The 11,961-nt window shown below is 54.7% G+C and carries 13 protein-coding genes; 1 reads left to right on the top strand and 12 read right to left on the bottom strand.

Annotation, left to right across the window (positions count from 1 at the left end; genetic code table 11):
• Nucleotides 1-6: 6 nt before the first annotated feature.
• The 9 genes from RT52_RS03065 to RT52_RS03030 all read right to left on the bottom strand — a co-directional run bounded on the left by RT52_RS03065 (nt 7) and on the right by RT52_RS03030 (nt 8,600).
• On the bottom strand, nt 7-1,311 hold the full coding sequence (locus RT52_RS03065; RefSeq protein ID WP_034815026.1) for a UDP-N-acetylmuramoyl-tripeptide--D-alanyl-D-alanine ligase: 1,305 nt from the start codon (nt 1,309-1,311) through the stop codon (nt 7-9).
• A gap of 57 nt (nt 1,312-1,368) precedes the next feature.
• A complete protein-coding gene (locus tag RT52_RS03060; RefSeq protein ID WP_034815025.1) occupies nt 1,369-3,516 on the bottom strand; it encodes a penicillin-binding transpeptidase domain-containing protein in 2,148 nt (715 codons plus the stop codon).
• Entirely contained in the window at nt 3,513-3,878 is a 366-nt protein-coding gene (gene ftsL / locus RT52_RS03055; protein WP_034805621.1) for a cell division protein FtsL, read from the bottom strand. Before ftsL ends, RT52_RS03060 begins: the two co-directional genes overlap by 4 nt.
• Nucleotides 3,879-3,901: 23 nt before the next feature.
• Nucleotides 3,902-4,834, bottom strand: a complete 933-nt coding sequence (gene rsmH / locus RT52_RS03050) for a 16S rRNA (cytosine(1402)-N(4))-methyltransferase RsmH (RefSeq protein ID WP_034805624.1) — start codon at nt 4,832-4,834, stop codon at nt 3,902-3,904.
• 166 nt (nt 4,835-5,000) lie between these two features.
• On the bottom strand, nt 5,001-6,557 hold the full coding sequence (gene bshC, locus RT52_RS03045; protein WP_034815023.1) for a bacillithiol biosynthesis cysteine-adding enzyme BshC: 1,557 nt from the start codon (nt 6,555-6,557) through the stop codon (nt 5,001-5,003).
• Between the two features lie 24 nt (nt 6,558-6,581).
• Complete coding sequence (locus tag RT52_RS03040) at nt 6,582-6,941, bottom strand: DUF3397 domain-containing protein (RefSeq protein ID WP_034805628.1); 360 nt, start codon at nt 6,939-6,941, stop codon at nt 6,582-6,584.
• Nucleotides 6,935-7,774, bottom strand: a complete 840-nt coding sequence (locus tag RT52_RS03035; RefSeq protein WP_034815021.1) for a ketopantoate reductase C-terminal domain-containing protein — start codon at nt 7,772-7,774, stop codon at nt 6,935-6,937. The genes RT52_RS03040 and RT52_RS03035 overlap by 7 nt, the downstream gene beginning before the upstream one ends.
• A gap of 102 nt (nt 7,775-7,876) precedes the next feature.
• Complete coding sequence (rpmF, locus tag RT52_RS16145; protein WP_015881300.1) at nt 7,877-8,050, bottom strand: 50S ribosomal protein L32; 174 nt, start codon at nt 8,048-8,050, stop codon at nt 7,877-7,879.
• A gap of 22 nt (nt 8,051-8,072) precedes the next feature.
• Nucleotides 8,073-8,600, bottom strand: coding sequence for a YceD family protein (locus RT52_RS03030; RefSeq protein ID WP_034805635.1), 528 nt, complete (start codon nt 8,598-8,600; stop codon nt 8,073-8,075).
• Nucleotides 8,601-8,757: 157 nt separating this feature from the next.
• Here RT52_RS03030 and RT52_RS03025 point away from each other — a divergent pair, with 157 nt between their 5' ends.
• A complete protein-coding gene (locus RT52_RS03025) occupies nt 8,758-9,885 on the top strand; it encodes a tRNA(Met) cytidine acetate ligase (RefSeq protein ID WP_034815019.1) in 1,128 nt (375 codons plus the stop codon).
• Here RT52_RS03025 and RT52_RS03020 read toward each other — a convergent pair.
• The 3 genes from RT52_RS03020 to rsmD are packed head-to-tail and all read right to left on the bottom strand — an operon-like array spanning nt 9,864 to nt 11,921.
• Nucleotides 9,864-10,856 carry a SepM family pheromone-processing serine protease gene (locus RT52_RS03020; protein ID WP_034815016.1) on the bottom strand — a complete coding sequence of 331 codons (993 nt, stop codon included), beginning with the start codon at nt 10,854-10,856 and terminating at the stop codon, nt 9,864-9,866. The two genes, RT52_RS03025 and RT52_RS03020, sit on opposite strands and share 22 nt — an antisense overlap.
• A complete protein-coding gene (gene coaD / locus RT52_RS03015; protein WP_034805643.1) occupies nt 10,853-11,350 on the bottom strand; it encodes a pantetheine-phosphate adenylyltransferase in 498 nt (165 codons plus the stop codon). The genes RT52_RS03020 and coaD overlap by 4 nt, the downstream gene beginning before the upstream one ends.
• Nucleotides 11,351-11,354: 4 nt before the next feature.
• Nucleotides 11,355-11,921 (bottom strand): 16S rRNA (guanine(966)-N(2))-methyltransferase RsmD, encoded by a 567-nt coding sequence (rsmD, locus tag RT52_RS03010; RefSeq protein WP_034815014.1) that lies wholly within the window; start codon nt 11,919-11,921, stop codon nt 11,355-11,357.
• Nucleotides 11,922-11,961: the final 40 nt, after the last annotated feature.

The raw sequence follows: 11,961 nt of genomic DNA, 5'->3' as shown, positions 1-11,961 counted from the left end.
TCTCTATTATTGAACTAGACGTTCGAGCGCCAGTCCTCGCGATGCCTTTAACAATATCACAGTCTGTGGTCGTTGATAACTGCCAAGGAGCGGTTTCGCCTCTTCGACCGTCCCGACGTGCATCACGTTGACGGACGCGTCCGAAATCCCTTCGGCAATCCATTTCGCCTTATCGCCAATCAAGAGGACATCCGTCACCGGGGCCGTGATGGCATGCCCGACTTTTACGTGTTGCGTCTGTTCGTCGGCACCGAGCTCATACATGTCGCCGAGCACGAGGACACGGCGCGAGAATCCAACGAGCGACTTTACCGTCTCAATCGCCGCAATCATCGAGGTCGGACTCGCATTGTAAGCATCGTTGATCAAGTGCGCATCCCCGAACATCTGTTTCTCCATGCGCATCGTCGTCAGCTTGACCCGGTCGAGACCGCGTTGGATCATGGCATGGTCGAGCCCGAACTGACGGCCACACGCAATCGCGTACGCGGCGTTTCGAATCTGATGGGCACCGAGCACTTTCAGTTCGAACAACTCGCCATCATACCGGAAAATCGACGCGTCGAACGTCGTCTCGACGACCTCGATTTTCCCGTCGGCATCGTCCGCGTAGCCGACACGAAACCCTTGGCCGGACAGAAGTGGCTCATCCGCATCGACAATCAAGATGCCCTCGTCTTTCAATCCAGCCTTAATCTCAAGTTTCGCTTTCGCGATGCCTTGACGGCCCCCGACTTGTTCCCCGTGCGACTCACCGATATTCGTGACGAACGCGACGTCCGGCTTCGCGATGTTCGACAACAGTTCGATTTGCCCGAACCCGTTCATGCCCATCTCGAGGACGGCCACTTCGGTATCGCGTGGCATGCGGAGCACCGTGAGCGGCAAGCCGACGTCCGAGTTAAAGTTTCCGGCCGTCTTGTGCGTCTTGAACTTTTCCTCGAGCACGACCGCGACCATATCTTTCGTCGACGTCTTGCCGTTCGAACCGGTGATGGCGACGACGAGCGGATCGATTTCTGCCAAATAGCGGGCTGCCGCTTCTTGGAGTGCCTTGAGCGGTGACGGCACCGGGATGACAATGATCCCTTCCGGTCGTTCCCGTCCTTCTTCCCAAAACGTGACGATGGCGCCTTGCTCGATCGCCTTGTCAATAAAGTCGTGCCCGTCGACGCGCGCCCCGATGATTGGGACGAATAGTCCGTCTCCGTTCTCATCACGCGAGTCCGTCGCCACTCGGCGTACTTCCCGTGTGTCTTCAATCGTCACACCGAACCAGCTGGCCAATGTTTGAATCGTTAGTTGTTCCATCGTATTTCCTCCTGTGACAAAGGAAAAGAGAGCCGAGGCCCTCTTGATCCTGTTGCGTTAATTCGACGGGGATTGGAGCTTCACCTTAAGTGTCGCCCCGGTTTTGACAGGCTTGTCTTTCCCGATAGACTGGGAAGTGACGAAGCCGGTCCCGTCGATTTCTAAATTCAATTGATACAACGTTGCCAATCGTTTCACATCTCGGAGTGACCAACCCGACAAGTTCGGCATCGCGAACGTATCGTCGGTCTTGAGCAATAACCGTTCGCCCGTGACGTACGACTGACCTTCGACTGGGCTTTGGGCCGTCACACTACCGCCACTACCGAGAAGGACCGGTGCGAACGCGGCTTCTCGCGACGTGTCGACTGCTTCCTTCCGACTAAGGTCGATGTAGGATGCAGTCGTCTTCGCTGAGGCCTCGACCGCTTTCTCTTGCTTCTCCGGCTCGACGCTCCGATAGCGGAGCGCCACGTCCATGACGTCCTTGAACAACGGGGCCATGATCCGCGGACCGGTCGTCGACGAGTCGCTGTTCGGACGATCGACGGCGATATACATGACGAGCTCCGGATCCTCTTCTGGGGCCATGCCGACGAACGAGTGAATGTACTGGCCACTCAAATACTTCCCGTTCTCGGCAATCTGGGCCGTTCCCGTCTTCCCGATGACGCGGTAGTTTTCGAGGGCGTACAGTTGCCCGGTACCGAGGTCGCTGTTGACGACCCCGTCGAGTGCTTCTCGCGTCTTTTGGGCCGCCTCGGCCGTAATCGGTTGGCCGACGACTTTCGGGTTCGTCGTCCGAATCGTCTCACCGGTCTCGCGATTGACGACTTTTTTAATGACGTGGGGCTGTTTCATCGTCCCATCCGTCGCAATCGCCGACGTCGCTTGCAAGATTTGCATCGGCGTCACCGCGGTCGATTGTCCCCATGCGGTGATGAGCACGTTGAGCGGGCTGTCGAAGTCGTATTGACTGTTGACCTCGCCCGGCAAATCGACGCCTGTCCGTTGATCGAACTTGAAGGCGTTGAAGTAGTCTTCGTAACGCCCGAGACCGAGCCGTTCGTTTGCCATGATGGAGAATGCGACGTTCGACGAATGCCAGACACCTTCTACCATAGGGATGGTACCCCATCCGGTAATATTGTAATCATTGAACGTCGTCCGTCCATACGTGTAAGAGCCGGACTTGTACAGTTCGTTCGGATCGAACACGCCTTCGTTGATCGCCGCGGCGAGGGTGAAGATTTTCATCGTCGATCCCGGCTCGAAACGTGACGAGACGGAAAAGTTGCTGTACGACGTGATTTCACGCGTGTTCGGGTCGAACGACGGCCGGTCAGACAAGGCGACGATCTCACCCGTCTTCGGGTCCATGATGATGGCCGTCGCATTTTTCGGTGCGTACTCTTTATACAATTCATCCATCTTCGTGTCGAGTAGTTGCTGAATCCGGTGGTCGATCGTCAACTGGACGTCGGCCCCGTCTTCCGGCTCGATTCGCAGCTGCTCGTCGCTCGCGATGAGCGGACGACCGGCCAAATCTTTCTCGAACCGGGTCAGTCCATACGACTCGCTCAAGATGTCGTTTAGTGACTTCTCAATCCCGAGTTCGCCGACGAGTTCGATTCGTCCGTTCTGATCGATTTTTTGCGCATACCCGATGACGCTTGATGCGAACACTTTGTTCGGGTAATAGCGTTTCGGTTCCTCGACGAACGTGATGCCTGGAATCTCGAACGCTTCAAGCTCTTCTTTTTGCTCGACCGTCAAATCACGTCCGGGGACACCGAACTCGATTTGTCCACGGTCGACGTTTTGTTCGAGCCGTTTTAAGATGTCCGCTTCGGTCATCGGAATGACGCTCGCGAGTTCGCGTGCGGCTTCTGGAAACTCTTCGGGCATGAGCGTCTTTCCTTCGACGCGCTCGCCGCCGAGCTTCAAGACCGCCACGACCCGGTAAGACGGGATGTTGATGGCAATCGGCTGACCGAACCGGTCAAAGATTTCGCCACGTTCTGCTTTCAACGTGCTGACCGCTTTCCACCGTTCTTCTTCGGCGAACGCGAGCATATTCTCACCTTTGTACGTTTGAAAGACAGATAGATAGAAGAACCAACCGACAAAAAATAAAAAGAGTGGTGTGAAGCAAACAATCGCTACCCACGCCACTCTTTTTTTACTCTGTTGTAGAGAGTTCATCTGTCAATCACCTTGACGTTCTTTTCGTTGAACTGCATTCCGAGCTTTTCAGCTATCGCATAGATTCTCTCTGGCGAGCTTAATTGGGCGATCTCATATTTCAATTCTTCATTTTCTTTGGCGAGGGCGTTCGTCTCTTGCGTGATTAACGCCGTGTCGCGCATGATGTTGTACGCTTCGTTATGTTTCGACACCGTGATGCCACCGAACAAGACGACAGAACCAATCATGGTCGGATACAAAATAGCTTCGAACAAAGTTAACGTACGTCGTTTTGGAGCAGGTATCGGTCGTTCTTGCGGAATCGGATTTCGATTCGGTGAAATGTGAGGCTGCAAAGCCTTGCGGGCAGCTTCTGGCATCAGGTATCCCTCCTACGTACAGTCTATTTTTGTTTTTCAGCGACGCGCAGTTTCGCAGAGCGGGCGCGGCGGTTGTCTTCGAGCTCTTCCCCGCCGGCCGTGATCGGCTTTCGGGTGATGAGTTTAAGTTCAGGTTCAAACTCTTTCGGAATGACCGGCAACCCTGGCGGAAGCGGCGGGTGCTGACTTTTCTCTTTAAAGACTTGTTTACAAATCCGGTCCTCTAATGAGTGGAACGTGATGACACAGATGCGGCCGTTGATGGCGAGCATGTCAATCGCGTCTTGCACGGCGCGGTCGAACACGTTCAATTCATCGTTGACCGCGATACGAATCGCTTGGAACGTCCGCTTGGCAGGATGTCCGCCTTTGCGTCGTGCCGGTGCCGGGATCGCATCTTTAATCAAGTCGACGAGTTCGAACGTCGTCTCAATCGGTTTTTCGGCACGTGCCTGCTCAATCTTTCGGGCAATCTGTTTCGAGAACTTCTCTTCCCCATATGTAAAGAAGATGCGGGCAAGGTCCCCGAACGCCCATTCATTTACGACGTGATAAGCCGAAAACGGCTTCGAGCGATCCATTCGCATGTCGAGCGGCGCGTCAAAGTTGTAACTGAACCCTCGTTCCGCCTCGTCGAGTTGTGGCGAGGAGACGCCGAGGTCAAATAAGACGCCGTCAACTTGTGTCACACCGCGACTGAGAAGCTCGTCTTTCAAATGGACGAAGTTGCTCTTTATAAAAGTAACCCGGTCTTCATATGGAGCCAATCGCTCTTTCGCATGTGCGAGTGCGACGTCATCTTGGTCGAACGCGTACAGATGACCGGTCGTCAATCGCTTCACAATCTCTTCGCTATGACCCGCTCCACCTAATGTACAGTCGACATAAATGCCGTCCGGTTTGATGTTCAATCCTTCGATGGACTCCATTTTTAAAACCGTTTCATGCTCAAACATACAAAAACCCTCTCAACCTACAAATTTCAACTGTTTTATTACACTTACTTTATCATAAAAATGTCAAGCACCGCATTCGTTTTTAGCGAAAAGAGGAAACAAAAAGGTAACAAACGAAAAAAGATTCCCTGTTTTCAAGGGAATCAAATTTTAAACATCCTTTTTCTTACAATTTAACTAAACATCGCTCAATTTCAGAGGTTTCATACGCACGGAACAGACGTTTGAACAAATCGAGACCGTGCCGGTTCAACATCGGCACCATCGACCAAATCCGTTCTTGCGGCGCATTCATCGGGACGAGACGGGTCGACAGATGGATGCGACGATCGTTCAATCGGTACTGTTCACGCTTCGCCTCGGCCCGCATCTCGTCGGCGAGCCGCTCGAGCAATTGTTTCGCGCTCGATTCAAACCGATGACCGTGACGCCCCGCTTCTTTGCCGACCGCCGCGGCTAACGCCCGATAGCTATACAGTTGTTCATCGAAAGCCGCATCGTCGAACGCATGGTCCGGGAGCGGCGTTGCCAAGTATTCCGCGAGGTCGACCCCTTCTTGCCGTAACTTCTTCTCATCATTTGACGAGAGAAGGACCGCACCGAGCCGCGGAAGCAGGATCGGCATCTTCCAGCCGAAGACGTGGAACAACGGACGCAACTGAAGCCAATAGGCGATCTCACCTGGCCCGGCGACATAGGCGAGCGTCGGGAACAGATAGTCTTGCATGAGCGGACGCGAGACGACGTTGTTCGAGAACCGCTCCGGGTGCGCTTCGATTTCTGCGAGCAGCTCCGCCTCTGTGAAACGATGTCCCCGCTTCGTCGTGAAGACATCACCTTCTTTCGTCAACAGCTCACGCGTCCCGTCATGATAGAAGACGTGTGCCGCTTCTCGGTTCAGCTCCACTTCCGGCATCCCCGGTTCGTACGCCTGCAGGAAAGCCTGTTTTACTTCGTCGTGCCCTTTGATGAGCCGACCGAACGCCGTCTGTCCGAGTGTCCGCACTTCTTTTTGGTGCGGGTCGAAGAGGAGGAACTCCTGACCGACGAAGCGACGCATCATCTTCCCGAAAAATTGGGCGAACGAATGCGACTGTTGCAACACGTCCACGAGCTCACGATAGAGAGAAGGGGTGTGGACCGTCTCCGTCTCGGCGAGGAGCATGCGCTGTAGCATTTGAACGAGTTCAATTTTCAACCGATCGAACTCGAGCTCTCCGACCGAAGCCTTTCCGGCAAGCGGGACGACCGAGAGTGTTTCTTTACGGAACTGACGGGACATCGGTTGCGGGACGAAGACGTGGTTGATTTCGGCGTAATCATGGTCCTCCGTCGCCATCCAGAAAATCGGCAATACCGGTTTATTCAACACGGCCTCGGCTTGTTTGGCCCGTTTGAGCACGGTCAACAGCTTGTACACCGCGAACAATGGACCGCCGAACACACCGACTTGTTGTCCGGTCACCATCGTATACGCGTCACCGTTCGCGAACGCTTCAAGCTTTCGCTCCATCGCTTCTGATAGCGGGCCGTACTCGGCTTGTTGGGTTCGTAAGATTGACGCGAGCGCTTCTCGATGCGGATACGTCCGTCCATCGAGCTCTTCTGCCCGCGCCTTCAACTCACCCATTCCTTTATAATCAAGCCAATCTGCATACCCTTCCTCGATTTGAATCATCGGAGAAGACGAGGCATACATGGCATCAAGCGACTCTATCCTCACGTATAACGACTTCCTTTCAATCAATCAATACATCATATGCTTGGCGATGCCGACGATGAACAAGACGGCATGGGTCGGGACGAGCAATAAAAAGAGCAAGCGCCAACCATGGATAAACATCTTCGTGAAGATGACCTCCTCGTGCCTCACCCGCTGCCAAATCGCGTTTATCGGAAAAATGGCAACGCACGCGGCGAGCAACAACCAAAACAGGTCATCCCCGACAATCGCCTCTAACAGGACGGCGCACGCATAAAACCAGAGCACGACGCCGACATCACAAACCAGCTTAAACGTATTGACCGATTTCGGCATAATTTTTCTAAGTATCATATACACCATAAACCAAATGATGAGTGGAAATGAAACGATATACACTAACACGATGCGCTCGCCCCTATAATCAGTTTTTGCATGAGCGGGATGACCGTCAGTTCGACCCCTCGCGTCTCCGCCCGTTTCAAGAGCGGCGTCAGGATAGCGTCCACTTCGGTCGGCCGGCCGGCTTCTATGTCCCGTAACATCGAGGAGCGATTGGTCGCCGTTTTCTCGATGATCGACTCGATATATGTATAGGGTACGGACTCGTCGAACAGCGACGTCAATTCCTTATAAATTGCGAGTGCGACGTCTCGGCACGGCGGTTGCCCGACCATACCGTTTGGCACCCGACAAAGCGCCGTGATCGGATTGATGATGGCGTTCGCGAACAACTTCTCGACGACGACGTGCCGGATATCGGATTCCCAGACGATCTGTAACGGGGACGCGCTAAAAACGAGCGGCTCCATACCTGTCAGGCTGCCGATTCGGACACGCCCGAGTCCGCTATGGCGGATGGTCGTCCCGTCACGTGTCACGCCGTGTTCGACGACTCCAAGCTGAAACCCACGCCGTTCTGCATAATCGAGATGGGCAATCCCGTTCGCACAGATAAACACGGGCACGTTCCCCGTCAACCGCTCGGTCGCCGCTTCCACGTGATGCGCTTTTGTCGTCACAAAAAAGACGTCCGCTTCCGTCTCGTCAAGCAGATGAATCGGTTTGGACACGACACGTGCCGTCCCGCTCGTCACCCCAACGCGTTCGATTGTGACGTCACCGTGTTCGCCGTTTCGACCGTATAACGTCACCGTATACTCTTCTGCGAGGAACGACGCCATCAACATGCCGACGGCTCCGTTCCCGATGATGCCTATCCGTTCAATCGGTCGCATCGGCAACCCTCCTTCTCGTCATACACAAAAAGAGTTTACCACAATCCGAATCGATGACCATAAAAAAAGAAGCGGCCTCCTAAGAGACCGCTTCTTCAAGCATTATTTGCTTGTTACTTCTTTACCGTTGTAATGTCCGCAAGATTTGCAAACACGGTGTGAAAGTTTCATTTCGCCACAGTTCGGGCACTCGTTCATACCAGGTACGTTGAGTTTGAAGTGAGTACGACGAAGACGTTTGCGAGTTTTCGACGTTCTACGGAATGGTACTGCCATCGTTGTCCACCTCCTTGAAAAGTTAGCCTTTCTCGTCCTCTTTTTTCGAGAACAAGTCGGCAAGTCCCGCGAGGCGCGGGTCAATTTTTGGTTGGTCGTCCAGCTGATCCTCTACGAGGGCCCAGCCTTCCCCTTCAACCTGAGTTTTGTCTGTTTCGTTCCCGAACACTTGCATCGGGACGTCTAACATGATGAGCTCACGTACGATCGGTCGCAGATCAATCGTATTTCCTTCTGGCAAATTGACGTCATCGAATTGCTCCGTGTAACGCCCGTTCTCCAAAAAGAAAGGCTCGAGTGATTCAATATCGAATTCATACATGACATCGTCTAACGTACGCGCATCTGGCAACGTCAGGTCACCTTGAATCTTCAGATTGAATGTAACTTGATTAGATGTGAACGACGCATCCCCGTGCACATGCACTGGGCGAATCGATCGGATATCCGGATGGAGCTGAGTCAGCTCCGGAAGTTCGACCGTCTCATCGACGATAAAACTGTCACCTTGGTTTCGAAGCTTAAGTAGCTGTGCAATAGACCATTTCATCCGAATCACCTCAATTGCAACAATATGAATTATAGATAGGCCAACTTGTTTTGTCAATGTTTTTTCTTTACACTAAAATCAGTTGACGACGGCGCTTTGTCAAAGCGTACTTATCCATCTTACACCAATCCAATCGACATTGCAAAGGAGTAATTTTATGCAAAAGACGGCCATCATCGCCGAGTATAATCCTTTTCACAACGGTCACCTGTATCAAGCGGAAACCGCCCGGCTCGAGACCGAGGCCGAAGCCGTCATCGCCATCATGAGTGGACAGTTCACCCAGCGCGGCGAACCGGCCGCCTTCGACAAGTGGTCACGGGCTCGAGCGGCGGTCGAGACCGGGGCAATCGACCTCGTCGTCGAACTCCCGACCCGCTACGGCGTTCAACGCGCCGACCGCTTCGCGAGCGCAGCCGTCCATCTCGCCGAGCGGATGGATTGCCAGACACTGTCGTTCGGAAGCGAGAGCGGTGACGTATCGGCGATTCAGCAGGCCGCCAAGTCCGAGGTCGAATCGACACCGGCCTATCGTGACGCGTTCCAATCTGCGTTAAAGGAAGGATCGTCCCCGGCGAAGGCATCGAGTACGGCGTTCGCTTCCCTGTATCCCGATTTTGACTTGACGCTCCCGAACAATATTTTGGCCTACCACTACGCGCAAGCGGCCAGTTCCATCAATCTTCATACCGTCCGGCGTCTCGGGGCCGGTTATCACGACACCGGCGTCTCGGACGTCATGTCGGCCACGGGCGTCCGCGCCCATTACCTTGAGGCCGGAAGCGTGCGAGCGGTGCCTGAGGCCACGCGGAGGCTGTTTGAACGTCAGTCGATGGCGCATTGGTCGCTCTATTGGCCGATGCTTCAATATAAGCTACGGACGACGCCAAAATACGTGCTCGAGCAGCTCGTCGGCATCGACGCCTCGCTCTCGCCGCGTCTCATCGAGGCCGGGATGGAACCGACGTTCGAACGGGCCCTCTCGAAGATGCTGACGCGCCGGTATACGCGGACGGCGATTCAGCGGGCGCTCGTCTCGGTGCTCATCCACTTCGAGCGGACAGAGTTGCCCGTCCGTTTCGATGACGTCCCTTACGTGCGTCCCCTCGCCTTCAATCCGGTCGGCCGACGCGTCTTGAACGAATTAAAAAAGACGGTACCGCTTCTCAGCAAGTACCACCCTGACCTCGCCTTCGAGGCGCGCGTAACCGAGGCGTACCGCCTCCCGCTCGGCCTGTCCCGGCCCGAATATAGGGAGACGCCTCAGTTCATCGACTCCAAATAACGAATCGCCTCTTCGACCGTCTTGACCGGTACGACTTCAATGTCGGACTCGAGCCGGTCGAGGGACGACCTCGCTTCCTCGTAGTTCGGTCCGTCCGGCACGAAGAACACGGTCGCCCCGGCACGGTCGGCGGCGACGATCTTTTGCCACGCTCCACCAATTGGTCCGACGTTCCCTTCCTCATCGACCGTACCGGTCCCGGCAATCCTCTCTCCGTTCGCCAAGTCACCAGGCGTCAATTGATCATAAATTTCAAGCGTGAACATGAGACCGGCCGACGGCCCCCCGACGTTCGTGAGTTCAAAGGCGACGGACGGGTCCGTGACGACGTCCTGGACCGGCAACGGTTCATAGATGCCGATACCGACCCGATCGCCGGAGCGGTCGAGCGGTTGGACGAGCGTAGTGACGACCCGTTCCCGCCCGTCCCGTTCAATCGTGAGTGTCACCTCGTCGCCTGCCTCAAACGTCGCCACTTGATCGAGAAAATCAAGTCGTGACATGAAGGCGCGGCCGTCGATTGCCGTGATCACGTCGCCGGGCTTCAATACGTTCGAAGCGAGCGACCCGGTAATTGGGGCCGAGACGTACATGCCATTGAAATCGACGTCTACGTCCGCCTCGGCGAGCGCGTAGGCATATTGGATCGCCGCTTGTTGCGATGAAGCCATGAGCAGTTGTTGACGCCGTTCGTAGTCCTGTTCACCTTCCCCGTCATATAAATAACGGCTCGATGGGCTCGCTTCGGTGAACGGTGTGAACCAGCTCCCGACGAGCCACAGTGGTGTCGCCCGTCGCTGCGAGATGGTGACCATCATGAGCTCGCCCGGCTCTTTCTCTCCATCTTCGACCGTCATGAACCGTTCAATCGATGTCGCCTCGCCCGGATACGTGATGTAATACGGTAACGGGACGAACAAGAACATGAGCACGGCGACGAGTAAGCCGAATCCGATTTTGAGCGACTTCATGGTTGTCGGCTCGCTTCAAACTTTCTGCGGAGCGCCTCTTCGACTTGAACCGGAACGAGCTCATTGACGGAAGCCCCATATTTCGCGACTTCTTTGACGATGGAAGAGCTGAGGAACGAGTACTGGCTGTTCGTCATCATGAAGAGCGTCTCAACGTCTTCGTTCAACTTTTTGTTAATGGACGCGATTTGCAGCTCATACTCAAAGTCGGAAACGGCACGCAAGCCTCGGACGATGGTCGCCGCTTCCCGCTCGGCGGCGTATTCGACGAGCAAACCGCCGAACGCGTCGGCCGTCACGTTCGGCAAATGTGTCGTCACGTCACGGATGAGCGTGAGCCGCTCCTCGACGTCAAATAACGGTGCTTTGCTCGAGTTTTCGAGGACGGCGACAATCACTTCGTCAAAGATGGCCGCGGCGCGCTCGATGATATCTAAATGACCGTTCGTAATCGGGTCAAAGCTTCCTGGACAGATGGCGATGCGTTTGGACATGTTCTCACTCCTCAGTTGATGCGTACTCATAAAAACTGATCGTGATCACGTCTGAGTAGCGCTGAACTTTTATTTTTTCGAGTCGCCCGACACGTTCCGGCAACTCGGCCTCACTCCCATGTTCGCAGACGACGACCCCGTTATCGGTCAGGAGGTGGTTCGCCTCGATGAGCTGTAAAAACGTCTCATGTGTTTCGGCGTGATACGGTGGATCCATGAAAATGAGCTTGAATTCTCGTCCGCTCGTGATCAGCTCGTCGAGCGCTTGTCGTGCATCTTGACGATAAACGGTCGCATTCGCTTCGTAGCGCGTGACGCGCAAGTTCTCTTGAATCGTCTGAATCGCCTTCGTCTGCTTGTCGACGAACACCGCGTGGTCACAGCCACGGGAGAGCGCTTCGATTCCGAGCCCGCCACTTCCGGCATACAAATCGAGCGCGTCTCCCCCCGCGAAATAAGGACCGATGATGTTAAATAACGATTCTTTTACTTTATCTGTCGTCGGACGTGTCGCCGACCCCGGGACCGCTTTTAATCGTGTCCCTTTGCGTTCTCCTGAAATGACGCGCATGGTTCTCTCCCCCACCAGAAAAGATGAAGGTGTCGCCACC

This window comes from Exiguobacterium alkaliphilum 12/1 (genome assembly GCF_000714435.1).
GTDB lineage: Bacteria > Bacillota > Bacilli > Exiguobacteriales > Exiguobacteriaceae > Exiguobacterium > Exiguobacterium alkaliphilum.
Note: the sequence above shows the minus strand (reverse complement) of the source record. Positions and strands in the feature narration are given on the sequence as shown.